The sequence below is a fragment of the Pseudomonas sp. NA-150 genome (genome assembly GCF_044336365.1).
Classification (GTDB): domain Bacteria; phylum Pseudomonadota; class Gammaproteobacteria; order Pseudomonadales; family Pseudomonadaceae; genus Aquipseudomonas.
On sequence record NZ_CP172305.1, the window covers coordinates 1,178,743 to 1,204,550 of the forward strand.

Annotated in this window: 19 protein-coding genes and 1 pseudogene; 10 read left to right on the forward strand and 10 right to left on the reverse strand. The window is 52.3% G+C overall.

Translation table 11 applies throughout. The annotated features are described in order from the left end of the window. Positions 1-114: 114 nt before the first annotated feature. From ACF0H7_RS05690 to ACF0H7_RS05710, 5 genes and pseudogenes are all read right to left on the reverse strand, one after another. A pseudogene (locus ACF0H7_RS05690) lies at positions 115-243 on the reverse strand (DUF1016 N-terminal domain-containing protein); the annotation flags it as partial. 71 nt (positions 244-314) lie between these two features. After that, a complete protein-coding gene (locus tag ACF0H7_RS05695; RefSeq protein WP_397451814.1) occupies positions 315-1,238 on the reverse strand; it encodes a restriction endonuclease in 924 nt (307 codons plus the stop codon). Positions 1,239-1,309: 71 nt separating this feature from the next. Continuing rightward, the gene (locus ACF0H7_RS05700; RefSeq protein ID WP_397451815.1) at positions 1,310-1,615 is read right to left on the reverse strand and encodes a DUF2845 domain-containing protein; all 306 of its coding nucleotides are present in this window, start codon (positions 1,613-1,615) and stop codon (positions 1,310-1,312) included. 101 nt (positions 1,616-1,716) lie between these two features. Continuing rightward, on the reverse strand, positions 1,717-2,247 hold the full coding sequence (locus tag ACF0H7_RS05705) for a Bro-N domain-containing protein (RefSeq protein WP_397451816.1): 531 nt from the start codon (positions 2,245-2,247) through the stop codon (positions 1,717-1,719). Between the two features lie 351 nt (positions 2,248-2,598). Then, entirely contained in the window at positions 2,599-3,024 is a 426-nt protein-coding gene (locus tag ACF0H7_RS05710) for a very short patch repair endonuclease (RefSeq protein WP_397451817.1), read from the reverse strand. Positions 3,025-3,052: 28 nt separating this feature from the next. Between ACF0H7_RS05710 and ACF0H7_RS05715 the strand changes: the two genes are divergently transcribed. From ACF0H7_RS05715 to ACF0H7_RS05740, 6 genes are all read left to right on the forward strand, one after another. Next, complete coding sequence (locus ACF0H7_RS05715) at positions 3,053-4,675, forward strand: DNA cytosine methyltransferase (RefSeq protein ID WP_397451818.1); 1,623 nt, start codon at positions 3,053-3,055, stop codon at positions 4,673-4,675. Between the two features lie 226 nt (positions 4,676-4,901). Then, positions 4,902-6,368, forward strand: coding sequence for an ATP-binding protein (locus ACF0H7_RS05720; protein ID WP_397451819.1), 1,467 nt, complete (start codon positions 4,902-4,904; stop codon positions 6,366-6,368). After that, positions 6,365-9,103, forward strand: a complete 2,739-nt coding sequence (locus tag ACF0H7_RS05725; RefSeq protein WP_397451820.1) for a Z1 domain-containing protein — start codon at positions 6,365-6,367, stop codon at positions 9,101-9,103. Before ACF0H7_RS05720 ends, ACF0H7_RS05725 begins: the two co-directional genes overlap by 4 nt. Continuing rightward, positions 9,096-10,028: a PD-(D/E)XK motif protein gene (locus ACF0H7_RS05730; RefSeq protein ID WP_397451821.1), complete on the forward strand. Its 933-nt coding sequence runs from the start codon at positions 9,096-9,098 to the stop codon at positions 10,026-10,028. The genes ACF0H7_RS05725 and ACF0H7_RS05730 overlap by 8 nt, the downstream gene beginning before the upstream one ends. A gap of 24 nt (positions 10,029-10,052) precedes the next feature. Then, on the forward strand, positions 10,053-10,703 hold the full coding sequence (locus tag ACF0H7_RS05735; RefSeq protein ID WP_397451822.1) for a hypothetical protein: 651 nt from the start codon (positions 10,053-10,055) through the stop codon (positions 10,701-10,703). A gap of 12 nt (positions 10,704-10,715) precedes the next feature. Then, positions 10,716-12,137 (forward strand): AIPR family protein, encoded by a 1,422-nt coding sequence (locus tag ACF0H7_RS05740; protein ID WP_397451823.1) that lies wholly within the window; start codon positions 10,716-10,718, stop codon positions 12,135-12,137. Positions 12,138-12,306: 169 nt separating this feature from the next. Here ACF0H7_RS05740 and ACF0H7_RS05745 read toward each other — a convergent pair whose 3' ends face one another. Both ACF0H7_RS05745 and ACF0H7_RS05750 read right to left on the reverse strand, forming a co-directional pair. Beyond that, positions 12,307-13,836, reverse strand: a complete 1,530-nt coding sequence (locus ACF0H7_RS05745) for a hypothetical protein (RefSeq protein WP_397451824.1) — start codon at positions 13,834-13,836, stop codon at positions 12,307-12,309. A 68-nt stretch (positions 13,837-13,904) separates the two neighbouring features. Further along, positions 13,905-15,152, reverse strand: a complete 1,248-nt coding sequence (locus ACF0H7_RS05750; protein WP_397451825.1) for a ribonucleotide-diphosphate reductase subunit beta — start codon at positions 15,150-15,152, stop codon at positions 13,905-13,907. 756 nt (positions 15,153-15,908) lie between these two features. Between ACF0H7_RS05750 and ACF0H7_RS05755 the strand changes: the two genes are divergently transcribed. Continuing rightward, positions 15,909-17,528: an MFS transporter gene (locus tag ACF0H7_RS05755; protein ID WP_397451826.1), complete on the forward strand. Its 1,620-nt coding sequence runs from the start codon at positions 15,909-15,911 to the stop codon at positions 17,526-17,528. A 173-nt stretch (positions 17,529-17,701) separates the two neighbouring features. Here the strand turns inward: ACF0H7_RS05755 and ACF0H7_RS05760 are convergent, their stop codons facing one another. Continuing rightward, positions 17,702-20,611: a ribonucleoside-diphosphate reductase subunit alpha gene (locus tag ACF0H7_RS05760; RefSeq protein WP_397451827.1), complete on the reverse strand. Its 2,910-nt coding sequence runs from the start codon at positions 20,609-20,611 to the stop codon at positions 17,702-17,704. A gap of 716 nt (positions 20,612-21,327) precedes the next feature. On the opposite strand from ACF0H7_RS05760, the gene ACF0H7_RS05765 reads away from it, so the two are divergent. Beyond that, on the forward strand, positions 21,328-22,065 hold the full coding sequence (locus tag ACF0H7_RS05765) for a response regulator (RefSeq protein ID WP_397451828.1): 738 nt from the start codon (positions 21,328-21,330) through the stop codon (positions 22,063-22,065). Continuing rightward, positions 22,062-23,672: an ATP-binding protein gene (locus ACF0H7_RS05770; protein WP_397451829.1), complete on the forward strand. Its 1,611-nt coding sequence runs from the start codon at positions 22,062-22,064 to the stop codon at positions 23,670-23,672. Before ACF0H7_RS05765 ends, ACF0H7_RS05770 begins: the two co-directional genes overlap by 4 nt. 1 nt (position 23,673) lies before the next feature. Here ACF0H7_RS05770 and ACF0H7_RS05775 read toward each other — a convergent pair whose 3' ends face one another. After that, positions 23,674-24,399, reverse strand: a complete 726-nt coding sequence (locus tag ACF0H7_RS05775) for a 4'-phosphopantetheinyl transferase (RefSeq protein ID WP_397451830.1) — start codon at positions 24,397-24,399, stop codon at positions 23,674-23,676. Positions 24,400-24,538: 139 nt separating this feature from the next. Beyond that, the gene (locus ACF0H7_RS05780; RefSeq protein WP_397451831.1) at positions 24,539-25,330 is read right to left on the reverse strand and encodes a dienelactone hydrolase family protein; all 792 of its coding nucleotides are present in this window, start codon (positions 25,328-25,330) and stop codon (positions 24,539-24,541) included. A 184-nt stretch (positions 25,331-25,514) separates the two neighbouring features. Between ACF0H7_RS05780 and ACF0H7_RS05785 the strand changes: the two genes are divergently transcribed. Continuing rightward, a complete protein-coding gene (locus ACF0H7_RS05785) occupies positions 25,515-25,778 on the forward strand; it encodes a hypothetical protein (protein WP_397451832.1) in 264 nt (87 codons plus the stop codon). Positions 25,779-25,808: the final 30 nt, after the last annotated feature.

The following is a 25,808-nucleotide window of genomic DNA, read 5'->3' on the forward strand; positions in this document are numbered from 1 at the left end:
GGAGGCTCTATTTCGGTAGTTGTGGAGCTTCTGGCGTTCTGTAGGAGCGACCTTGTTCGCGAGGATGTCAGATCCGTCTCCACCGCCTGGAAGGACTAACATCTTTGAACTGATCTGGCTGAGGATGATCAGGTTCTGCGTCCAGGGCAACTGTTTCACCAGTGGTGAGACTTTTTCGTCGAAGCGGTAAGCCTCGTAAAACTGGCGCATACGAAACAGGTTGCGACGGGTAAAACCACGCAACACCCACCTGTAGGAGCTGCCGAAGGCTGCGATAAGGCCGGAACGGCCTTCAGATGAACAAGCGATAATCCCTACATCGGCTTAAAAATCGGCCGAATCCCCTTACACTTCGGATACGCCGCACACCCCCAAAAATCACCCCCGGCATTCGCGCCACTGCGCGCCACCCGAATCACCATCGGCTTCCTGCAATGCGGACACGCAGGCGCCACCGGTTTGGTTGGAGCCTCAATCACCGGCTTGGTCTCAACCACCGGCACAACCTTCGGCGCGGCAGGTGCCACCACCGGTTCAACCCGCTCCTTGACCACCTCCGACGTCGGCCGCGGCCCCGGCTTGCGGGTTGCCGCGATCCACTTATTCAGCAACTCGCCATCCACCAAGCGCACATTGCGCCCCGAGGCAAACGCCTTCGCCGGCCCGGTAAAGCGCCCGCTGGTAATCACAAACCCACCCGTCGCCCCCTCAGCCGCCATCGCGCCGTACAGCTCCCGAACCGTCGGCACCCCGACCTGCAACGCACGCCACTGCTTGCACTGCACCAGATACTTTTCCCCGTCCTTGCGCGCCACCAAATCAACGCCACCGTCCGGGCCATTGCCGCCGGTCTCCTGAACGCTGAAACCCTGACGCCGCAACGCCTCACCGACCAGCAACTCGAACTGCTGCCAGGTGATGTTCTCGATGGTTTTGCCACCGGGTAGGGTCATGGCGGCGAGGAGATTGCGGCGTTTGCGCCGACCCAACACCGAAGCCACCGCACCGCCAAGAAACACCAACGGCAGCAGGTACTGGCCGAAGGTGGCAAAGGTCCTCGCGGCAGTGCTGAAGACCATCGAACTCAGTTGATGCAAGTCCGTGTAAACAGGCGCGGGAGCGGTGGCGACGGAGTGCAGGTACAGGGCCGAAACCACGGCGATAAGCACACTGACCCACCACGGGAGCTTGCTGGCGATGAGAAATAGATCGTCGAAGAGCGAGGATTTTTTGGACATGGGATCGCTGATGTTGAAAGGCCGCTACGACGATACGTCGCTGAGTATTTGATGTCTATCGGGGGACGGCGCTAGTTTCGTTCGCTGCTGATTTGCATCAGCTTGCCGTCGATAAAGCGGAGGTGGCGATACATGCCGTTGGTGGGGCCGTAGGTCCATTGCTCGACGGTGACGGCTTTATGCAGAACGTTGCCATCACTGTCCTCGGCGGGTGGGGTGACGGCGCGCTGGGCGGGTTCGCCGCATTTCTGGATGACTTGGGAGGGGGTGTCCCCTTCGTTGATAAGGCCGGAGGGGCAGCGTTCGGAGGCGTGGAGGTTGCAGGCGGCGACGAGTAAGCCAAGTACGGTCAGGATTCGGGCTAGAGGCTTGGGCATTGTTCGTCGACCTCGAATTTGGTGAGAGAGCTAAAACCCGGAATGAGCCAAGGTTAATCCCCCATGCGCTGTAACCGAATAGCGGGGCATGAGGGCGTCAGTCAGCGTGGAAAAAACATTCTCGAAACGGCTCGCCACCCAAAGCGTGACGGTGTGTTGGGTTGCATACTCGGGTTCAATTCAGGATGTGGCAACACCTGTGGTAAATCCCGCAGTCTGATCCAAGGCTCGCATTGCCAATGAAGCATGCTCAACGACAAGCCTGGCCACTGCAGCACACTCAGATTGGGCGACTCATCGACTGGAGATTGCTCTGCGTCACGCAAGGCGGGGACGACTTCGTTGGTGATCCAGTGCCGCAGGCTGCGATTCTCCGGGTGATAGTGATGAACCAGCATTGCGTACAACCCTGACTCGCTCAGCATGAACTCATCCTGGACGAGACCATGACGGGTCAGCGTTAGCGTGCGACGTTGGTCAGGATCAAGCTTGCAGGTAGTGCGTTCATTTATCGGCCATCCGATTAACTTACCCAGATCGCGGGCACTGAACCACGCCTGGGTTTCCAGCAAGAGCACTCGCAATTGTCGGTGGTGTCGGAGGAATGTGGTGAAATCCAAGGGTTCAGCCATGTCGTGCCTCCGGATAGGAGAGCAAATGGCGGGCGGAGCTTGCGTGTGGATTGAGCATTTTTTGACCTCTGGATGCTTTCTTAGGGCATTGAATTAGGTGCCGGGAGCTAAGAAACCCACCAGAGACGGGCCGGACATATTCCCCTTTCGGGTCTTGTATTCGCCCACTCCCGACATAACGGGGTCTTTCTTGCAGGCGTAAGCAAACCGCTGGCGCAAAAAAGCCGCATGGCTGTCGGGTGCGGAGGACCGCTCTGGTTGACGAGTTTCTTAGGCTCTGGGGCAGGTTAGGGAGAAGTGGAACTGACGTCAATCATGAAGTAAGCGAGGATTGATGATGTCGGGCTGGTGTCACGTGACCATTTTTGAACCGGTGCGTAACCGATGAAGCAGCTCAAGGAGACCCTCTCCATCCTTCCTGAGCTGGCATTCCCAAACGATAACTACTTGCCATCCTAGGTTTTTCAACGCCTCGATGTTCTCGGCGTCTCTTGCCACATTGCGTAAAAATTTCTCGTCCCAAAATTCTTGTCGAGTCTTCGGTGTAGTAGCGTATCGGCACCCTAGGTGTCGATGCCAAAAGCACCCGTGGACAAATATACAGGTCCGCAATTTGGGCAGTACAATGTCGGGCTTTCCAGGGAGGTCTTTGCGATGTATTCGAAATCGATAGCCATGAGCATGAAGAAACCTCCTCACCAGCAGCTCGGGACGTGTATTGCTACCACGTATGGCGGCCATCATCTTCGATCTGGTTGCGGGGTCTACGACATCCACTTTGGCTTACCTTTGGCAGATTTAGCGTATGAATTTTGATAACTCTTTGCAGGTCGTGGATTTATTTGCTGGGCCTGGCGGTCTTGGTGAAGGATTCTCCTCACTCAATGAAGGAAACAGCTTTGAAGTATTAGTTTCTGCGGAGATGGATCCGTTCGCTAGATCGACGCTTCGTCTTAGAGCTTTTTATAGGGCTTTGAAAAAAAATAATCCAGACGCCTTGGAAGATTACTATAGGTTTTGTGAAACGGCTGGAGTAGATAAGCCGTGGACGTCAAATAGCTATAAACAATGGGTGGAGGCAGATCAAGAGGCGCGTCAAATAAAGCTCGGAACCCCGGAAGGAAACGAGGAGCTGGATCGAATCCTCGAAGAACGATTGGACACAACAAAGCCTTGGGTTCTAATCGGAGGGCCTCCTTGCCAAGCGTACTCTATCGTTGGCCGAGCAAGAAATAAGGGTAATGTAGAATATAAAGCAGAGGATGATCATCGCCATTTTTTATATCGAGAGTATTTAAGAATCATACAACGGAAAAAGCCGGCAGTTTTTGTGATGGAAAATGTGAAGGGCATTCTTTCCTCCAAAATTGGCGGGGAGCGAATATTTCCACAAATATTGCAGGACCTAGCGGACCCTGATACCGCATTAGGCATCGTTAACGAGAACGGTGCTAAATATAGAATATGCTCATTGGTGTCTGATGACGTATTTGAAGCTGGCATGGATCCAACTAAACTTGATTTCAGTAATTTTGTTATTCGCGCAGAGCAATATGGTATTCCTCAAGGACGGCATCGGGTCATATTGGTCGGAGTCTCTGAGGACTACATTGAGGGTATGCATGATCATAAATTGACTCCCTCAGTAGGCCCTACCGTGGGTGAGATGATCGGAGACTTACCACCATTGCGCAGCACCATATCTCGGGGAAAAGATACCCCAGACATTTGGTGTAAGGAAGTCCTCGGGCATCTTGAAAGGCTACACCTTGACTTGGTTTCGTCGGGTAGAAAGGATCTCTCGCTCGAAATGGAACTGAAAATCATACGTGACTCGTTTTCCGGCGGAGCACTAAATAATGGGGGGTTACGTGTCAAGAAAAAGGATAATTGGCGAGGTAAAACCAAGACACCTGAGCTCGACTCATGGTTTTTAGATCCACGCATGGGTGTATGGCTGAACCATGAAGCTCGGAGTCATATGACTAGTGATTTAAAACGTTATGTATATGCTTCCGCATTCGGGCAGGTTCACTCTGCCTCGCCTAAAGGTCATCTAGAATTTGATTTGCCAGGTTTGGCGCCTGAGCATAAAAACTGGAAGACCGGAAAGTTCAGTGATCGGTTTCGCGTGCAGCTAAAAAAACAGACGTCATCTACCATTACAAGCCACATATCAAAAGACGGCCACTATTTCATCCATTATGATCCTCATCAATGCCGAAGCTTAACGGTGCGGGAAGCTGCGAGGTTGCAAACATTTCCGGATAACTATTTTTTTCTCGGAAATAGAACTCAGCAATACCATCAAGTCGGCAATGCGGTTCCACCTCTGTTGGCAAGCAAGATTGCCCATGTTGTAGAGCGTATTATAAATGGGAAGAACTATTCATCAGCTACACTCTCGGAGAGGACAGGTACCATTTAAATTTCTAAAAGCTGACCTAGAGAAATTATCGCCTAGGTTGGATCTAGCTACTTGCATCTAATATTAAATTGTGCGAAAAATGATGGCGGATGGCCTTCATGCTATCAAAGATAGCGCTGTCCTAGTGAGGTGGGCGGACCTCGTCTTTATGAAATGACTAAGGGAGGCAAGGAGTGATGGTTGGGCACGTCGATTGGTGCATGTTCAGGATGGTGGTGGTCGTGCGATGAGAGAAATTCAGCATCCGCCTCATGCCGCGTCTCTCTTGGAGTCAATGAGGTCGATCGGATATACGCTCGAGTCCGCGCTTGCTGATTTGATCGATAACAGTCTTTCTGCAAAAGCCAAAGATATTAATATTGAGTTTAGACCATTCGTTGATCCGTACATTGCATTGATCGATAATGGGGTGGGAATGTCACCGGAGGTTTTGGAAAGTGCAATGAGGCACGGCAGCACAAATCCCTTGGCCGCTCGTGGCATTGACGATATGGGGCGCTATGGTCTCGGGTTAAAGACCGCATCTCTATCTCAATGTAGACGTATGACGGTGGTGTCTAAACAAGGCAATGTTGTAAGTGCTTTCTGTTGGGATCTTGATGTTGTTATCAAAAAGGGATCTTGGGTAATGCTAGCTTTGGACTCAGTGGATTACGAGGCTGTTCCTCATTTCTCTGAGTTGATGGGACAGCGTTCGGGTACCATCGTTCTGTGGCAAAATCTAGATAAGTTGACGGCTGGAGAGGCTTCGGCGGAGTCGGCGCTAGGTGACAAAATGCTTTATGCACGGGAGCATCTTTCTCTAGTTTTCCACCGGTTTTTGATTAAAGAGGGTAGTAAGCATAGGGTTAATATGTCCATCAATGGCAATCCTTTAGCCGCAGTGGATCCGTTTTTTAGCAGTCACAAATCAACCCAGCCTTTGGATGATGATAGCTTTAGTGTGGAGGGTCAAAGAGTACTAGTAAAGCCATTCATTTTACCGCACGCGAGTAAGTTGTCTACTCAAGAAGTGCTATTAGCGGGGGGGAATGAAGGTGTTAGAAATCAGCAGGGCTTTTATATTTATCGTAATAGACGGTTGATTATCTGGGGGACTTGGTTTCGTTTAGCTCGAAAAGATGAGCTGAGCAAGTTGGCAAGGGTTAGGGTAGATATACCTAACTCACTTGATCATCTATGGACATTAGATATTAAAAAATCCGCGGCGCATCCTCCTGAGGCTGTTAGAGCTAATCTTAAGAGAACCGTTGAGCGAATCAGAGCTGTAAGTGGACGAACAATAGCTTTCAAAGGGCGAAAGGTTGAGTCTTCGGAAATAGTTCCTGGGTGGCACGAAATATTGGATAGGGATGGATTTCGTTATGATATTAATCGCGATCATCCACTAGTTAAAGAATACTGCCGAACTTTATCTCCTGAAGAAATGTCTGCCTTTAAGTTGGTGTTAAGTGTGATTGAGAGTACTTTTCCTGCAGACGCTCTTTACTCCCGAATGGCTGCGGATGTTCGTCCAGACTTTAATGCAGATAGTGTCACTGACAAGATTTACATATTGGCGCGAGAACTTTTCTCTAATATGGCGACAGATTCAGTATCTAGGAAAAGAATTCTTGCTACTTTGCATCTGATTGAGCCTTTTAGTTTGCATCCAGAATTAACAAAAAGAATAATTGAGGAATATATGTCGTGAATGAAAAATCAAGGATGGCAGTGTCTGCGAATGCTCGACGATTAGAGCTGGGTGTAATAACTACGTTAACTGTAGAAGGAGTTCCTACTGAGGCTGAGATATTAGATTTAGCCACTATGCTGAGGGTTCTCCCGGCTTTTGCGGTTTCAGAGGTTGAATTTGAGGCAGTTATCAAGCGTCTCCATGAGGCCCTCACGCTGGACATGGGACTAGGTAGTTACGTATACGACGAGCACAATCCTTGGTTGCGGGCTCGTCAAGCCGAGATTGACCCATTCTACTGGAGCCGTTACCAAACCGATCTGCTAAAGCAAGGTTGGGGCCCAAAAGTCGTTAATTCCCTGGATAAAGTCACAGATGAAATTCTTGATCTGATGGGGGATCCCCAAGGTACTACTGGGTGGCCTCGACGGGGGTTAGTAATGGGGGATGTGCAATCTGGGAAAACGTCTAATTACACTGGTCTAATTTGCAAAGCTGCCGACAGTGGTTACAAATTAATTATTTTGCTCACTGGGACCTTGGAAAGTTTGCGGCGTCAGACCCAAGAGCGACTTGACTCTGGTTTTGTAGGTTTGGATAGCTCTGGCGTTGTGAATCATAGAAAGCGCCATCGTAAAGAAATAGGTGTTGGATTAATCGACGCCGCTCGATCAGCGGGAGTATTCACTTCTACGGTAGGGGATTTTAAAGCTGCCACGGTTAATCAATTAGGGTTCAAACTGAAAGATTATAAAGAGCCTGTTTTGTTGGTGGTCAAGAAAAATAAAAAGATCCTCGAAAATTTAGCAGACTGGCTGGTTACTTACAATGCCGGCTCTGCTGGGCGAATTGATATTCCATTACTACTTATTGACGATGAGGCGGATAACGCTTCTATCAACACAAATCCGAAAAAAGCTACAGCAATAAACGCAGGTATACGCGGGTTGTTGAAGGTCTTTCCACGTTCTAGTTATATCGGATTTACTGCTACACCATTTGCAAACGTGTTCATTAATCCTGATTCTACATCAGATATGGAAGGTGATGATCTCTTTCCTCGGGATTTCATATATGCGCTTGATGCGCCTACTAACTACGTAGGGGCTCGTCGAACTTTTGGGGAAGACTCAGATCTTAACTGTGTGAAGGAAATTGACGACGCCGAGGAGTGTTTTCCGAAAGAATTAGACTCAAATAGTATAGTTGACGGCGTGCCAGAAAGCCTGCTGGAGGCCGTAGGATGCTTTTTTATCGTAAATGCGCTGATGGATCTCCGTGAAGGCATGCCGAAGCATCGGTCTATGCTAGTAAATGTTAGTCATTTCACGCTTGTTCAGAACCAGGTTCGAGATATATTGGATCTCAAGATTCGGTTGATGCAAGGCGATATTCGAAACTACGCATCTCTTCCATTAAATGAAGCTCTTCGTAACAGAACCATTTTTGATTTGCATCAGGTTTTCCAAAAGAATTTTTCTAATGCGGGGATTACTTGGAATGAAGTCCAAGGCTCGCTTCTGTCAGCGACCCTGCCAATTCAAATAACGGCGGTGAACCAGAAGAGCGGCCCGGCTAGTTTAGACTATTCGTCATATAAAGAGCATGGACTCAGAGTAATAGCCGTGGGTGGCAATAGTTTGGCCCGCGGTTTAACATTAGAAGGATTGTGCATAAGCTATTTTTATCGCAGCACAAAGATGTACGATGCGCTTCTTCAAATGGGACGTTGGTTTGGATATCGAGTCGGTTACGAAGACCTGTGTAGAGTCTGGATGCCGAGCGAAACGGCCGATTGGTATGCGCATATATCTGAAGCTACTGATGAGCTGAGGAGCGAAGTACATCGCATGCAGGTTTCTCGGCTTAAGCCTATAGATTTTGGGCTTAGAGTTAGGTCTCACCCTGAGTCCTTAATGATTACTGCTCGAAACAAAATGCGGTACTCGGATGAGATTGTTGAGATTATCTCTATCACACAAGAGAGTTTAGAGTCTCCCCGATTGCTAAAAGATCCGGCTATAGTGTCTGCCAATTATAAAGGAGCTCAGCGCTTTATTAGTGAAGTGATGATGTCTGTACCTAAGGCAGATGGTTGTTATTTGTTTCCTGTGTGGAGAGGAGTTTCTAAATCTTTAATCGTCAAGTTCTTGAGGTCGTTTGTCAATCACCCATTAAGCGTAAAACTACAAACGGCTAGCTTGGCTGAGTTTATTGAGAAATCTACAGATTTGAAACTTGGAAGTTGGGATGTAGCAATTCCCAGCGGCGATGGAAACCCCTTCGATTTTGTAGAGGGGCTGAACGTGAAGAGGCGCGAACGTACTATCGTCGTTGACGCCGACACTCGTGCTCTCTTGGTGAACGGTGCTAAGTTAAGAGTCGGATCCGCAGCAGATGAAAAAATTGGATTAACTAAGCTGCAAATTGAAGATGCCGAGCGGCAATATCGATCTGACAGCGCTAATACATCAAGGGGTTTTCCAGGGAAGATATATACCGAAGTACGGCAAAATCCTCTTCTATTGATTCATCTGATCCAGCCAAAACAGCGTGAGTCAAGTGAACTTTATGCTTTGCCAGCAGACTGCGATGCGCTGGTTGCCATTGGGTTGAGTTTTCCCGCGCTCGATGTTGCGAGCCACCGCGTCGCGTATCGAATTAATCTGGTCGAGCTACGGAATATGTTATCTGGAGAAGCATCAGGCCCAGAAACTGACGACGATGATGATCAGGATGATGAAGATGCCTAATAAAATAAAATTGCTTTGGGAGGCGTTGAGCTCTGCAGGGGGCGCTTCAGGTTTTCGTAGAATCGATGCACTACACGTGCTTGATTTCTATTTGGGTATTGATAATGAGGGGCGTTACACCCTTTTATTAATCTGTAAAGAACAGCCAGCGTTTCAAAGCGACTTGAAGTCGGTCAAATTGATTTCTGTAGCGCGGGATGATGGAAGGTGGTCGCTATTTTTGATACTTGAAGACAGCAAACTGTTTGAATTTTTTTCGTTCTTGTGTGAAGACTTAATCGAATCCTCTCGTCCGTTGAACGTAGATCAATCTTTAGATTTTGTATTGAAGCGTCTATCAAGTTGGAGACAGCTATTTGAACGGGGGAATCTTGGCCTTTTGAGTGATAGTGAGGTTAGAGGCCTCTGTGGTGAGTTGGTGCACTTGGTAAAACTTATTCCAATTTTGGGGACTGGCCCGGCGGTTAACAGTTGGGTAGGCCCCTATCTCTCCGATCAAGATTTTCAGATAGAAAATCAGGCCTGGGAAGTTAAAACGCTTCGCCCTGGCTCTAGCTCGACATTAATTTCATCTGAAAAGCAGCTAGATACCAAAATACGACCAATTATTCTTGTCGTAATTGAGCTCGGGAATTGTACAAGCTCCTCTCAAGGGGCATTTACCTTGAACTCACTTGTTGAGGACGTCCGACTAGAATTATCGGCTGATTTCAATGCAAGGACTACGTTCGATAGAACGTTATTCAAAGCGGGGTATATCCATCGGCCTGAATATGACGAGCTGAACGTTGTTGTACGTGATGTTAACAGTTACGACATCAGGGCTGACTTCCCCAGAATTACGATTTCTGATGTACCCAAGGGAGTCGCTCACGTAGTTTATAAAGTGGATTTAACCGTATGCGGTCCATTTAAAATTTCATGACGATTATTTTCAAGGAGATGGATCTTGGATATCGAGAGTTTTCATAGAGATATAATAGAGACAGTGCGAGCTAAGGCGGAGTTCGCCAAAAATTTTATTAGCGCTGGGTTTGTCGATGAGTGCGGAGAGCGACTTGTTGATGCTGAGGAAATGTTGGTATTTGAGAGCTGCCGCTTTGAAGGGGTAAGTAATAAAAAGAAATTACGAGTAGATGGCTACTCTTTTGATGATACAGATAGTTCTCTATCGTTAGTGATAGCTGAATTTTATAATGATGATGAGATAAGTTCGTTTGTTACCCAGGATGTAAAAAGGACATTTGAGTTGCTTCGCTCTTTCCTAGAGGAGGCTCTAGATGGTAACTTGACAGACGGAACAGTGGATGAAAGCCAGCCAGGTTATGGACTTGCTTGCGATTTGATGGATTGGCATACAAAGATTTCTAAGTACAGGTTCTATTTTGTCAGCAATGGACTCCTTAAAACGCGACAAAAAGGATGGCTGGAAGAAAATGTTAAAGGAATACCGGCTGAGCTACATATTTGGGATATAAATCGTTTCCATACCGCGTATATGTCCGCGACAGGCCGCGATGACCTTGTTGTTGATTTCTCAAACGTAGAGGGCAAGGGATTACCTTGTCTTGCAGCGGCGCAGTCAGAAGGCGAGTATTAGGCTTACCTTTGTATGATTCCCGGTGATTCTCTTGCAGATATTTATGATAAGTACGGTAGCCGATTATTAGAGGGTAACGTCCGCACCTTCCTAAGCACTAAAGGAAAGGTAAACGCTGCGATTCAAAATACAATACGTACACAGCCCGATATGTTCTTCGCATTTAATAACGGTATTGCGGCGACCGCAGAAAATATTGTTATAGAGGAGACATCACGCGGCTTACGAATTCTAAATGCTACGAACCTCCAAATTGTTAACGGTGGACAGACAACTGCATCGCTGGCTTTCGCAAAACGTGGCGGTTCTGGGAGGAAGGATTCGGCAGACCTTTCAAAGGTGATGGTTCAGATGAAATTATCTGTTTTGCCACCGGATAAAGCTGGAGCTTTGACGCCTGAAATTGCACGTTATGCAAATAGTCAAAATAAGGTCAGCGATGCGGACTTTTTCTCCAATCATCCTTTTCATGTGCGTTTGGAAGAATTTTCACGCCGTATCTTTACCTCTCCGTCGGGCGGAGTTCAGTACGGGACACATTGGTTCTATGAGAGGGCACGGGGACAATACCTTAATGAGCAAGCTAAGCTTTCGACCGCTCAGAAAAGTCAGTTTCTACTTCAGAATCCAAAAGGTCAATTGTTCAGCAAGACCGACGTCGCTAAATATGAAAATAGTTGGAAGGAGCTTCCATATAGAGTAAGTATGGGGGCGCAAAAGAACTTTATATTTTTTGCAGATGCTGTTTCTAAAGGTTGGGCGGCTGACGGGAAAATATATAATGAGGAGTATTTTAGAGGCCTTATAGCCTTGGCAATTATATTCCGCAGAACTGAATCATTAGTGAGCCAGCAACCATGGTATCAGGGCGGTTACCGAGCGAACATAGTTACTTACACAATCGCAAAGCTACATAATATGATTGCTGAACAAGCACTGGGTAAACAGCTGCATCTTCGCTTGATTTGGGATCAACAGCGGGTTCCCGAACCTTTGCTTAAGCAGCTCGCGAACATCGCTGAGAGAGTCTTTGAAGTGTTAACGGATCCGGATAGACCGAAGGATAACGTCACTGAGTGGGCAAAAATGCAGGCTTGCTGGGAACAGGTCAAAGATGTCAGCATTCCGTTCCAGGCAGGTTTTGTGGAAACGTTGTTAGATGTTAGTACTGCGGTTGAAGAGTCTAAGAAGTCCAAGGATGTTCAGAAAACTGACGATGGAATTGAAATCCAGATCTTGGTGATTGATGTTCCTGCTGCCGAGTGGGCGCGTATGCTGGCGTGGGGGATTAAGAAGGAGCAGCTTGGCCCCAAGCAGGTCAGCTTGTTAAAACTGGCGTCCCAGATGCCGAATAAGCTCCCAACTGAAAGGCAAAGCATTGAGATATGGAAGATAAGACGCCATATGATCAAAGAGGGCTATTTTGCGCTCTAAATATATCGATATTTTTGAGTCTATTAATGTTCTACTAAGTTTTTAAGCCGTCAGATGGCGGCTTAAAATATGTGCAATAAATCCACACTGTACAGATTCTTCTGCTGGTACTCCGCGTCATTCAGGGCTTGACCCGAGAAGATTATGTGATCATATATTTATATGAGATTTAGGTATTTATTTCAAAGTGACGTGCTTTTATAGTTGGACGTCTGGCTATAAATCGTTCCACCTCAAATTTCGACCAAGTTTCGGTATTCATTTTTCGGTGCTCAGCTATTGCATCTAAGCGATCGTAAAGAGATGCATCGATATAGCAGTTACACATTATGCCGTACCCTTCGGCGCCGTACTGTTCGATCGTGTCTGTAATTGATCCGATGTTGCTGATTCCAATTGTTTTGGTTGGAAGAGAAAATTTGCACTGAAAAATATATTTGCGTGGACGCTCACCAAGCTTTGCTACTGTATGAACAACAATATCTCTGCCACCGTCCCTAGATCTAGATTTTCCGAGTTTTCTTATTGTTTTATTATCGAATTTTGAATTGTGATAAATTATGTCGTAACAGATCTGTTCAAATGCTTCATCGTCTAATTTTTCCCATGGAAGAGAAATGGCCGAGGGAGAGTCTATATTGTCGTCAAATGAAGAGAACAGTTGTCTGGCGGCGCCAATGTATCTTTCGGATTCTGATTTACTTAATTCTAAAATGTCAAAAATTACAATTTGTGCAAGTTTGGTTTTTATTACAATAAAATCTAAAAATTCTGATGTGTAAAAACTTAGTCCACCGGTTTGAATGGAGGTTAGTGTCGTATTTTTTTCTAAGAGAGTTACAGTTGAGGGGGCTTGACTAAATATATTTCCATCCCAGTTTAATTTTTGAGTATATTTTTCCTCTGTTATGGCGGTGCTTTCTATGCATGCGAGCGCTTGGAGAATTTTCCCTAAAGGAACTAAAACCACAGAGCCTTCGGTAATAATTATTGATTGTGCGTTGAGGGTCAGAAATTGCGAGTTAAGCAGTGATATGTCTCCGTCTTGGCTTTGTGATTTAAAAGCATCTTGGATGGTTATTTGAGTCGGAACGATCCAGCCATTGCTCGAAACCATAATTCCATTCTCCTCTCCATTATAGGAAGGTGCCTTCCAATAACCATAGTTTCTTTCTGGGAAGAATGAGAGTTGGTGCTTGAATATGCTTGTATCGAGCTCGTAGTACGCTCCGTTTATTAAATTTGCAAAATACTCATCAGCTATTTCAGGATACTGCAGTTTTGTGTCAGTGATATCATCCTCAAATAGATTTATTTCAGATCTCACATCGTGGAATTTATCGTGATCGTCTTCGTTCTCGGGATATTGAAAGGCCCACATGAAGTCTTTTATATGATTTGCTAACAAAGTGTTGTCGAAGTCTACTACGGTAAGTAGATACTGTGGTTGGTATCCCTTGCTCCAGTCTTTTTTCAATGTTGTGGTTTTAAAATAGGATGCGGTTTTTTCGACAAAGTATGAAGCATCGATATAATTAGATATTATGTCTATGTAAGAGTTTGAATTGTTTACATGGGGGAGTGGAATTTTGAGAATTAAGTTGGTTTTGGCTGTTAAAAAATCGGAGAGCTCTGCTGTTGATAACTCTTGGAGTTCTTCGTCATTTAAATTCAAATGTTCTGTGATATCAATATGCATAGGGAATATCATTTTCTATAAAAAAGGTCGCTCAATGGCGACCTTTTTGTTTGTGTGATTTTTAAATGTCAATCCCAGCTCAAAGCCCCACCAGTCTGATACTCAATAACCCGAGTCTCAAAAAAGTTCTTCTCTTTCTTAAGATCCATAATCTCGCTCATCCAAGGAAACGGGTTCACAGTCCCCGGATACTCTTCCTTCAGACCAATCTGGCTCAAGCGACGGTTAGCGATGAACTTGAGGTAGTCCTCCATCATCGCCGCGTTCATGCCCAGCACGCCGCGCGGCATGGTGTCGCGTGCGTATTCGATCTCCAGTTGCGTACCCTGCAGAATCATCTGGGTCGCTTCTTCCTTCATTTCGGCATCCCACAGGTGTGGGTTTTCGATTTTGATCTGGTTGATCACGTCGATGCCGAAGTTCAGGTGCATGGATTCGTCGCGCAGGATGTATTGGAACTGCTCGGCGACGCCTGTCATTTTGTTGCGGCGGCCCATGGAGAGGATTTGGGTGAAGCCGCAGTAGAAGAAGATGCCTTCCAGGACGCAGTAGTAAGCGATCAGGTTGCGCAGCAGTTCTTTGTCGGTGTCGACGGTGCCGGTTTCGAACTTCGGATCGGAGATCGAGCGGGTGTATTTCAGGCCCCAGGCGGCTTTTTTCGCGACCGATGGGATCTCGTGGTACATGTTGAAGATTTCGCCTTCATCCATGGCCAACGATTCGATGCAGTACTGGTAGGCGTGGGTGTGGATCGCTTCTTCGAAGGCCTGGCGCAGGATGTACTGGCGGCACTCCGGGTTGGTGATCAGACGGTACACGGCCAGTACCAGGTTGTTGGCAACCAGGGAGTCGGCGGTGGAGAAGAAGCCGAGGTTGCGCATGACGATGCGGCGTTCGTCGTCGGTCAGGCCTTCCGGGTCTTTCCAGAGGGCGATGTCGGCGGTCATGTTGACTTCTTGCGGCATCCAGTGGTTTGCGCAGCCGTCGAGGTACTTCTGCCAGGCCCAGTCGTACTTGAATGGCACGAGCTGGTTGAGGTCGGCGCGGCAGTTGATCATCATTTTTTCGTCAACGGCGACGCGGGCGCTGGCGCCTTCGAGTTCGGCAAGACCTTCGGCGACGTCGAGGCTGTCCAGGGCGGCCTTGGCGCGAATGATCGCGGCCGAGTCGCTGGCGGTCACGGCGCGGGCTTCTTTGGCCGCGGCGCCACCGGCGCTGTCGAGGCGGTCCATGTTGGCTTCGTTGGCGTGACCGGCGTTGGTCGCTTTGGCGACTACTTCGCCGTCTTCTTTATCGAATTCGTCCCAGCTCAGCATGGTTGTGCGTCTCCTGCGTGAGGGCCAGTCGGGGTGGACTGGTCGGTGGATATCTAAAGCGTCGCCGGCATCAGGGTGCGGGACGCGAATGTATGAGTTCTTGAGGGCGGGCCCTCGGTCTTGCTGTCGGAAGCGGTAGTGGGCTTCAGCCATTCATCGGTCGTGGATTTTCATGGATCACAACGACTGCCTCGCGAATAAATTCGCTCCTACAGGGGCGTGCAGGAGGGGAGTGCATCTAATTTGGAGGTCTGCGTCCCGTGAGGGTTCGGTCGGTTCAACGAGAAAAAACGCGAAGTTTTGATCATGGTTGCGCCTCCTCCGGGGGGACGGAAGTATACCGGTTCATGGCTTTCGGCAGGGAAATTTTCAGACACGCCCTGGAGATGCCGAGCGTAGTACCGCGCACCACAGGCGCTTGATTAACGCTCTGTATATGACGAGCAAACCCAACACACATTTCTTGCAAATTCTGCACGGCTTCCATGCTGGATACTCTATCTAGTGGTCTGTGCGAGACAGAGGCACATCATATAGTGGAGGCAGTTAAGGGTCAACGCGACGTTTTGACATGGATCGATGTTTCGGTGCCCTACGACTATCGTTGTAGGGCGTAGGGTTTCGGCAGGCTGGAATGAGCTTTCTCGACTAGAACTATGGGGTCGCTCCGAGGATTGCGCGGTATTGCCCGCAATCGCGCCTCCGACAATCGAATAACAACAAAAACAGTGGGCCCACGGGCCGAGGACCTCAAGCATGTCGGACTACATCCAGCAGCACGCCGCCGCCCCTCTTGATGCCAGGAAGGAGGAGCGCAAGATCATTTTTGCGTCGTCCCTGGGCACGATTTTCGAGTGGTATGACTTTTTTCTGTATGGCGCGCTCGCGGCAGTGATCAGTAAACAATTTTTCGCCGGCGTGAACGATACGACGGCCTTTATCTTTGCCTTGATGACCTTTGCCGCCGGCTTTCTGGTGCGGCCGTTCGGCGCGTTGGTGTTCGGCCGTTTGGGCGATATGATCGGGCGAAAATACACCTTTCTGATGACCATTGTGCTGATGGGCCTTTCCACATTCGCCGTAGGATTGTTGCCGACCTACAGCAGCATCGGGATTGCTGCGCCGGTGATTCTGGTGTGCCTGCGCATGATGCAGGGCCTGGCGTTGGGCGGCGAATATGGCGGGGCGGCGATTTATGTGGCCGAACATGCGCCTCTCGGCAAGCGTGGGCGGCACACCGGCTGGATTCAGTCGACCGCGACCCTCGGCCTGCTGTTGTCTTTGGTGGTGGTGATGGGGTGCCGTTACTTCACCGGTGATCAGTTCGAGACGTGGGGCTGGCGCTTGCCGTTTTTGCTTTCGATCATTCTGGTCGGTATTTCGACCTGGATTCGGATGAGCCTGAGCGAGTCGCCGTCGTTCGTGAAAATGAAGGCCGAAGGCAAAACCTGCAAGTCGCCAATTCGTGAATCCTTTGGCAACTGGGCCAACCTGAAAATCGTCCTGACCGCGCTGTTCAGCATCAACGCCGGGCAGGCGGTGACCTTTTATACCGCGCAGTTTTACGTGCTGTTTTTCCTGACTCAGATTCTCAAGATGGACCCGGGGCAGGCCACCACTTTGCTGATCATCAGCGTGGTGATCGGCGCACCGTTTTTCGTGTTGTTTGGTGCGTTGTCGGACCGCATCGGGCGTAAGCCGATCATCATGGCGGGGCTGTTGTTGGCCACGGTGTTCTACTTCCCGCTGTTCAAAGCCCTGGGCCACTACGCCAACCCGCAGATTGATCACGCGAGCAGCCAGTCGCCGATCACGGTGATCGCCGATCCTGCGACTTGCACCTTCCAGTTCGATCCGGTGGGCAAGGCCAAATTCGACAGCCCGTGCGACAAGGTCAAAACCTTCCTGGTCAAGCAGGGCCTGCCGTATCGCACGGAGCAAGCCGCCGCCGGCAGCGCCGTACAAGTGAATGTCGGCGAGCAACATATCGCTGGTTATGACGAAGTCGCCATGCGCAAAGCCGTGGGCGATGCCGGCTACCCTGCCAAGGCCGATGCGGTGCAGGTCAACCAGCCGATGGTGGTGCTGATCATCGTCGCGTTGATTCTTATCGCCTGCATGACCTACGGCCCGTTGGCAGCGGTGATGGTCGAGTTGTTCCCGACACGTATTCGCTACACCTCGATGTCGCTGCCGTATCACATCGGCAACGGCTGGTTTGGTGGGTTTCTGCCGACCGTGTCGTTCGCGTTGGTGGTGTACACCGGGGATATTTACTACGGGCTGTGGTACCCGGTGCTGGTGACGGGGGTGAGTTTGGTGACGGGGCTTTTCTGCTTGAAAGAGACGCGGGGGATTGATCTGGATAAAGCATGAAGAAGTATTGCTAGCTCCCACAGGGCCGGTGTCAGGCACAAACCCCTTGTAGGCGCTACATCGCGAAGGCCGTTCCGGCCTTATCGCAGCCTTCGGCAGCTCCTACAGAGACGTGTTTACAGTACAAAAAAAACGGGCGCCACCAGGGCGCCCGTTTTTATTTACTGCTCAGCTTATTGGCAAGCTTCGCAATCCGGCTCGTCGATCGCGCAGGCTTTAGGCACTGGCGCTGGACCGGCTGGAGCTGACTCGCTTGGCTTTGGAGCAGCCAGGATGGAGTCGTCGCCGTGGTTGCCGCTCGACACTGCGTTGAGCTTGCCGGTGTTGACGGTCGACTTCTCGGTGCTGGTCGCGGCCAGGGCACGGAGGTAGTAAGTGGTTTTCAGACCACGGTACCAAGCCATGCGGTAGGTTACGTCCAGCTTCTTGCCCGAGGCGCCAGCGATGTACAGGTTCAGCGATTGAGCCTGGTCGATCCACTTTTGACGGCGGCTGGCGGCGTCGACGATCCACTTGGTTTCCACTTCGAACGCGGTGGCGTAGAGCTCTTTGAGTTCCTGCGGGATGCGTTCGATCTGCTGTACGGAACCGTCGTAGTACTTCAGGTCGTTGATCATGACCGAGTCCCACAGACCGCGCGCCTTGAGGTCGCGAACCAGGTACGGGTTGATCACGGTGAATTCGCCGGAGAGGTTCGACTTCACGTACAGGTTTTGGTAGGTCGGTTCGATCGACTGCGATACGCCAGTGATGTTGGCGATGGTGGCGGTCGGTGCGATGGCCATGATGTTGGAGTTACGAATACCTTTCTGCACACGGGCACGTACTGGCGCCCAGTCCAGGGTTTCGTTCAGGTCAACGTCGATGTACTTCTGGCCACGTTGTTCGATCAGGATCTGTTGCGAATCCAGCGGCAGGATGCCTTTGGACCACAGGGAACCCTGGAACGTCTCGTAAGCGCCGCGCTCGTCGGCCAGGTCGCAAGAGGCCTGGATCGCGAAGTAGCTGACAGCTTCCATCGAACGGTCAGCGAACTCGACGGCAGCGTCGGAACCGTACGGCAGGTGCTGCAGGTACAGCGCGTCCTGGAAGCCCATGATGCCCAGGCCAACCGGACGGTGCTTGAAGTTGGAGTTCTTCGCTTGCGGCACCGAGTAGTAGTTGATGTCGATCACGTTATCGAGCATGCGCACGGCGGTATCGACAGTGCGTTTCAGCTTGTCGGTGTCCAGCTTGCCGTTGACGATGTGGTTCGGCAGGTTGATCGAGCCCAGGTTGCAAACGGCGATTTCGTCCTTGTTGGTGTTCAAGGTGATTTCGGTGCACAGGTTCGAGCTGTGGACCACGCCGACGTGCTGCTGCGGGCTGCGCAGGTTGCATGGGTCTTTGAAGGTCAACCATGGGTGGCCGGTTTCGAACAGCATCGAGAGCATCTTGCGCCACAGATCTTTGGCCTGGATGGTCTTGAACAGTTTGATCTTGCCTGGGTATTCGGTCAGCGCTTCGTAGTACTCGTAGCGCTCTTCGAATTTCTTGCCGGTCAGGTCGTGCAGGTCCGGCACTTCGGATGGCGAGAACAGGGTCCACGGGCCGTCATCGAAGACGCGCTTCATGAACAGGTCAGGGATCCAGTTGGCGGTGTTCATGTCGTGGGTACGACGACGATCATCACCGGTGTTCTTGCGCAGCTCGATGAACTCTTCGATGTCCATGTGCCAGGTTTCCAGGTAGGCACAGACCGCGCCTTTGCGCTTGCCGCCCTGGTTAACGGCCACAGCCGTGTCGTTCACTACTTTGAGGAACGGTACAACGCCCTGGGATTTGCCGTTGGTGCCCTTGATGTACGAGCCCAATGCGCGAACCGGGGTCCAGTCGTTGCCCAGACCGCCAGCAAATTTGGACAACATGGCGTTGTCGTGGATCGCGTGGTAGATGCCCGACAGGTCATCCGGCACGGTGGTCAGGTAGCAGCTGGACAGCTGCGGACGCAGGGTACCGGCGTTGAACAGAGTCGGGGTCGACGACATGTAGTCGAAGGACGACAGCAGGTTGTAGAACTCGATCGCACGGTCTTCTTTCTGCTTTTCTTCAATCGCCAGGCCCATGGCCACGCGCATGAAGAAGATTTGCGGCAGTTCGAAGCGGATACCGTCCTTGTGGATGAAGTAACGGTCGTACAGGGTTTGCAGGCCCAGGTAGGTGAACTGCTGGTCGCGCTCGTGGTTGATCGCCTTGCCCAGTTTTTCCAGGTCGAAGGTGGCCAGAATCGGGTTCAGCAATTCGAACTCGATACCTTTGGCGATATACGAAGGCAGTGCCTTGGCATACAGGTCGACCATTTCGTGGTGAGTGGCGCTGTCGGCCACTTCCAGGAAGCTCAGGCCTTCGGCACGCAGGGTGTCCATCAGCAGGCGAGCGGTCACGAAGGAGTAGTTCGGCTCACGCTCTACCAGGGTACGCGCGGTCATCACCAGTGCGGTGTTGACGTCTTTCAGCGCAACGCCGTCGTAGAGGTTTTTCAGGGTTTCGCTCTGGATCAGGTTCGCATCGACTTCTTCCAGACCTTCGCAGGCCTCGGTGACGATGGTGTTCAGGCGACCCATGTCCAGCGGCGCGAAGCTGCCGTCGGCGCGGGTGATGCGGATCGACGGGTGGGCGTCGAGCGATTCTTCCGGCGCGCGAACAGCACGTTCTTTGGCGCGCGAATCACGGTAGATCACGTAGTCGCGAGCGACTTTCTGTTCGCCGGCACGCATCAGGGCCAGTTCGACCTGGTCCTGGATTTCTTCGATGTGGATGGTGCCACCGGACGGCATGCGACGTTTGAACGTGGCAGAGACTTGTTCGGTCAGGCGGGCAACGGTGTCGTGGATGCGCGACGAGGCAGCAGCGGTGCCACCTTCAACAGCAAGAAAAGCCTTGGTGATAGCGACGGTGATTTTGTCATCGGTGTAAGGAACGACAGTGCCGTTGCGCTTGATCACGCGCAGCTGGCCAGGCGCAGTAGCGGACAGATCCTGAAGGGATTCGCCAGCCTGCTGTGCAGTGGCCTGCGGCTTCTCGCGAGTTGTGTCGGTTTGCATGGGTGTCTCCACGTTCTCTAGTTTTGTTTGGGCACTGAATGCGTGCCCACCGTTCCGTCTTGAGGCAGTTGACTGACAAACGTCAGTCCAAAGACTTCAAAACGGATAAGGAAAGGCTGTTGCGCCATTCCCTGGCTTTGAAGTCGTAGGTTGGGGTCAAAAACCCGACAACCGGAAATCTATAAGAAGGATGCTCGTATTTTATTGCAACACTTGTACCGGTTTACCTCGATCTCAGAGGTAGAGCGGTTGCCATCCACGTGAGTGGTTTGGTCTACTGAAAAATGCAGGGTTTACACCAAAGACCTACAAGAAAACCGCTTGAATTTCCTGATCGAATTGTGTTTGGTTTTTGGCGTGAAACCCTACATCTAGGGTCTGGTTCCGAGCCGAGCTACAAGATAAAGCGTTTTGGCTCTGGAATGCAACGTGGACCTGTGGATAAATCTGTGGGTAATTCATGTATGAAATCGTGAAGCAGCGTGTAGGCCGCATAACTGCTGGACTACACCGGCTGTCACTGTTTTTTACGATTTGAGCGGGTTTTTGCGGGCGCGAACCCTATCACAAAAATCGCACATCACAAGGTCGATCTGGCATGAGCTGTGCTAAGACGAACGGTCAATGGGTGGGCCGGCCAGATCGAACAATACGTCCGTTGGTTTCCTCGATATCATCGGTGCCTATTAATAAGAAAAACACAGGAGAGGTGCCCCGTGGAGCAAGAAAGCTGGAGGGTATTGATCGTCGAGGATGACCAGCGCCTGGCTGAATTGACCCAGGACTATCTGCAAAGCAACGGCCTGCGGGTGACCATCGAGGGCGACGGCGCACTGGCGGCAGCGCGGATCATCGCCGAGCAACCGGATCTGGTGATTCTCGACCTGATGCTGCCCGGCGAAGATGGCCTGAGCATCTGCCGCAAGGTGCGTGACCGCTACGACGGCCCGATCCTGATGCTGACCGCGCGCACCGATGACACCGACCAGATTCAAGGCCTGGACATGGGCGCCGACGACTTCGTCTGCAAGCCGGTGCATCCACGGGTGTTGCTGGCGCGTATTCACGCGTTGTTGCGCCGCAGCGAAAGCGCTGAGCCGGAAGTGGCCGGGAATCCTCGGCGCCTGGTGTTCGGCCCGCTGGTGGTGGACAACGCCTTGCGCGAGGCCTGGCTGCAGGACAACAGCATCGAGTTGACCAGTGCCGAATTTGACCTGTTGTGGCTGCTGGTGGCCAACGCCGGGCGCATTCTGTCCCGCGAAGAAATCTTCACCGCCCTGCGCGGTTTCGGCTACGACGGCCAGGACCGTTCCATCGATGTGCGTATCTCGCGCATTCGCCCGAAAATCGGCGACGACCCGATTCATCCGCGCCTGATCAAAACCATTCGCAGCAAAGGTTATCTCTTCGTGCCGGAAGCGGCGCAAGACGTGACGTGCTACCTGCTCCCATGAACTCGATCTTCCTGCGCATCTATGGCGGCATGCTTGGCGTGCTGGTGTTGGTGGCCCTGCTCGGGGTGCTGACGCTGCACCTGGTCAATCAGGTGCGCAGCGACCAGTACCGCGAGCGTCTAGCCCACGGCACCTTCACGCTGATGGCTGACAATTTGCGGCCGATGATTGCCATCGACCGCCGCCGCGCCCTGGTCACCTGGGAACGCCTGCTGGGCATGCCCCTGAGCCTGCAATCGATCAGCGACACCCGGATCGACAGCAGCGACCGCGCGCGCATGATGCGCGGGCAGGTGGTGGTCGAACAGACCGGTCCGCATGCAGCCAAGGTGTTTTGCCTGGTCAGCGATTCCGAGCAGTTGGTGTTGATCGGTGAAGTGCAACAAATCAGCGAGCAATTGGCGCGGGCGACGATTTACCTGTTGATCGACGAGCTGGTGCGCGTTCCCGTGAATGAGCAGCCGCAGCGTCTGGACGCTATAAAGGCAGAGAAAGGTTTCGGCTTCGACATGCAACTGGCCCGCCTCGACCAGGCCAACCTCGACGATGACCAGCGGCGTCGGGTGAATGAGGGCGATACGGTGATGGCGCTGGGCAAGGGCGGCGACTCGATCCGCGTGTTCGCCGGCATGGCCAATACCCCGTGGGTGCTGGAAATCGGGCCGTTGTTCCAGATGAATCCTTATCCGCCAGAGTTGCTGGTGCTGATCGGTTTTCTCGGGCTGTGCATGATTGGTTTGGTGGTGTATTTGCTGGTGCGACGGCTGGAGCGACGGCTGCGCGGTCTGGAAGCCGCGGCCACGCGCATCGCCAAGGGCAGCCTGGAAACCCGGGTGCCGCCGTCCGGCGCAGACTCGGTGGGGCGGCTGGCGTCGGCGTTCAATGGCATGGCCGAGCACTTGCAACGGTCATTGGCGATGCAGCGCGAGCTGGTGCGCGCGGTGTCCCATGAACTGCGCACGCCGGTGGCGCGTCTGCGTTTCGGGCTGGAGATGATCGGCGACGCGCCGACGCCGGAAGCCCGACAGAAATACATGATCGGCATGGACAGCGACATTCAGGACCTCGATAAGCTGGTGGACGAGATGCTGACTTATGCGCGGCTGGAGCAGGGCTCGCCGACCCTGAATTTCCAGCGCATCGACCTCGACGCGCTGGTCAATCAGGTGATCGCCGAGCTGGCGCCGCTGCGGGCCAACGTCACGGTCAGTCGCGGGCAATGCCTGGCGTCGGCGGACAACGATGGCGCGTGGGTCGAGGCCGAGCCGCGCTACCTGCATCGGGCGCTGCAGAATCTGGTGGGCAATGCCATGCGCCACGCGGAGTCGCGGGTCAGCGTCAGTTATCAGGTCGGGCAGCAGCGTTGTCGGGTGGATATCGAAGACGACGGCCCCGGTGTGCCGGAAAGTGCCTGGGAGCGGATTTTCACGCCGTTCATGCGCCTGGATGACAGCCGCACCCGGGCCTCGGGTGGCCACGGCCTGGGGTTATCGATCGTGCGGCGGATCATCCATTGGCACAACGGCCGGGCATTGATCAGCCACAGCAAGAATCTGGGCGGTGCCTGTTTCAGCCTGGCCTGGCCGCGTCAGCAGGAAAAGCCCTGAATCAGGCGGCGATGCTGACCAGACTCAACAATTGACCGTCCTGCACGCTGAATTGCGCGTCCAGTTCTCGACCTTTGTGCCATTCGCGGGACAGGTCAATGTCCAAGCGTAGGCGCGCAGTGCCGTTGTCGGACCAGTCGAGCAGTTGCGCGTCTTCGAAATAGAAGCGTGTGTGCACGATGGGGTAGAGCGCCTTGAACAGGCTCTCTTTCAGGGAGAAAGTCAGAGTTACCCACAGGCCGAGCTGTTCATCGGCGCCAGCGGCCATGCGTTGCAGCTCATCGGCGGTGAGGATTTCACCGGCCAGGCGTTTGGCCCGTTCGGGGGCGAGCAGGTGTTCCATGTCCATGCCCAACCCGCGCCATTGCTGGCGCTGCCCGACAATCGCCGCCGCCCAGCCGTGGCTGTGGGTGATCGAGCCGCAGATATCCACAGGCCAGATCGGCGCGCGGTCTTCACCGATGCTTGGGACATAGCCTCGGCCGTCCAATTGCCGCAGGGCTTCGCGAGCACACAAACGCCCCGCCAGAAACTCGGTCTGACGCTTGGCCACCGAGCGCTGGATAGTGGCGGGGCACTTGATGCCACAGTGCTGGAAATCGCCGTCGATGAGTTTTTTCGGGTCGAACACAGAACTGACCAGCGCCACGCCGGGCAGCGTTTGCGGCAACGGCCAGTGGCTGTCGAGTGTGGGGCAACAGGCGGGAAGGGTTATCGGTTGAGTCATGCCCGGCATTTTGCCGTTTCGGATGGCATCAGGTACAGCGCAAATCTAATGGTAGGAGCGGGCTTGCCCGCGATCAGCGGTTTGTCAGGTACGCCGCCATCGCAAGCAAGCTCGCTCCTACATAGGCATCTGCATTGTGTCAGACACCGAAGACTTTCTTGAAAAACGCCTGCATGTCCGACCACGAGCTTTCGTCGGCTTTTTTGTCGTAGGCGATGTCCGGCGCGCCTTTGACTTTGGCCAAACGATCGGCGTCGGGGTTGCTGAAGCCGTGTTTGGCGCCGTCGATGCCGACAAACTCATAATCCGCTTTGACCTTATCCATCTCCGCTTTGAATGCCACCACGCTGTCCGGGGTGATCAAGGTGTCGGCGTTGCCATGCTCCACCAGGATTTTCGCCTTGATCGCACCGGGTTGCGCCGGGGTTTTGGTGGCAAGCATGCCGTGGAAGGTCACCACGCCGACCAGCGGTTCGCCGCGCCGGGCTGCATCGAGCACCACGCCACCGCCGAAGCAGTAACCAATGGCGGCGATCTTATCCGGGTTGGTTTGCGGTTGTTTTTTCAGCAGTGCCAGCCCGGCGTCGAAACGCTGTGCCGCAGCGTCGCTGTTTTTCATCGCCGCCATCATGAACGACATGGCGTCGGCGGGGTGCTCGGTGTGCTTGCCATCGCCATACATATCCACCGCCAGCGCGCTGTAGCCCAGCGCGGCGAGCGCCTTGGCCCGGCCTTTGGCGTATTCGTTCAGGCCCCACCATTCATGCACCACCAGCACGCCGGGGCGGGGGCCTTTGATGGTGTCGTCGTAGGCGTAGTACCCCACCAGTTTGCTGCCATCGGCGCTTTGATAATGCAGGGTTTCGGTCTTGACCGCAGCCTGGGCCAGGCTGGCCAGGGCCATCATTGCCAGTGCTATGCAGATACGCATGGGAGCTTCTCCTTTGCTGATTCGACACAGGGATTCGCTCAAACAGGTTAGACGATTGTCGCAATGGCAGGCCGATCCGTTGTCCAGCGGCAGGCGATCAGGCAGGTGTTCAGGGTGGGTTCAGCGCCTGGTGATTAGTCTGACGGCGTACCCCCATAGCATCTTGTGCAGGAAGGACATCGCCATGCTTACCTTCAACAAGCTTTTTTTCGCTTTGGCTTTTCTCAGTGGCAGCGCTGCCGTTCACGCCGCTGACGGTACCAACGCCTCGATTCAAGGCAAGGTGGGGGTGCGGCTGAACAAGGCCACGGCCGACCTGAAGACCGCCGAGTTTCATTATTACCCGACCAGCGCAAGTGTGTGTGGCAGCCACAACGGCGTGCCACTGAGTCAAGCCATGCTGCGCGGCGCGCTTGACCCACAGCAGCCGGCCAATTTTGTCATTTGATTTAGCGCAACCTGGCACTGGACATTTACT

Bases quoted from the DNA above. Each gene is read 5' to 3' on its own strand.
- ACF0H7_RS05750 (WP_397451825.1), bottom strand. From the start codon at position 15,152: ATGCTGAGCTGGGACGAATTCGATAAAGAAGACGGCGAAGTAGTCGCC.
- ACF0H7_RS05740 (WP_397451823.1), top strand. From the start codon at position 10,716: ATGATTCCCGGTGATTCTCTTGCAGATATTTATGATAAGTACGGTAGC.
- ACF0H7_RS05715 (WP_397451818.1), top strand. From the start codon at position 3,053: ATGAATTTTGATAACTCTTTGCAGGTCGTGGATTTATTTGCTGGGCCT.
- ACF0H7_RS05700 (WP_397451815.1), bottom strand. From the start codon at position 1,615: ATGCCCAAGCCTCTAGCCCGAATCCTGACCGTACTTGGCTTACTCGTC.
- ACF0H7_RS05775 (WP_397451830.1), bottom strand. From the start codon at position 24,399: ATGACTCAACCGATAACCCTTCCCGCCTGTTGCCCCACACTCGACAGC.
- ACF0H7_RS05780 (WP_397451831.1), bottom strand. From the start codon at position 25,330: ATGCGTATCTGCATAGCACTGGCAATGATGGCCCTGGCCAGCCTGGCC.
- ACF0H7_RS05745 (WP_397451824.1), bottom strand. From the start codon at position 13,836: ATGCATATTGATATCACAGAACATTTGAATTTAAATGACGAAGAACTC.
- ACF0H7_RS05770 (WP_397451829.1), top strand. From the start codon at position 22,062: ATGAACTCGATCTTCCTGCGCATCTATGGCGGCATGCTTGGCGTGCTG.
- ACF0H7_RS05730 (WP_397451821.1), top strand. From the start codon at position 9,096: ATGCCTAATAAAATAAAATTGCTTTGGGAGGCGTTGAGCTCTGCAGGG.
- ACF0H7_RS05760 (WP_397451827.1), bottom strand. From the start codon at position 20,611: ATGCAAACCGACACAACTCGCGAGAAGCCGCAGGCCACTGCACAGCAG.
- ACF0H7_RS05785 (WP_397451832.1), top strand. From the start codon at position 25,515: ATGCTTACCTTCAACAAGCTTTTTTTCGCTTTGGCTTTTCTCAGTGGC.
- ACF0H7_RS05720 (WP_397451819.1), top strand. From the start codon at position 4,902: ATGAGAGAAATTCAGCATCCGCCTCATGCCGCGTCTCTCTTGGAGTCA.
- ACF0H7_RS05705 (WP_397451816.1), bottom strand. From the start codon at position 2,247: ATGGCTGAACCCTTGGATTTCACCACATTCCTCCGACACCACCGACAA.
- ACF0H7_RS05755 (WP_397451826.1), top strand. From the start codon at position 15,909: ATGTCGGACTACATCCAGCAGCACGCCGCCGCCCCTCTTGATGCCAGG.
- ACF0H7_RS05695 (WP_397451814.1), bottom strand. From the start codon at position 1,238: ATGTCCAAAAAATCCTCGCTCTTCGACGATCTATTTCTCATCGCCAGC.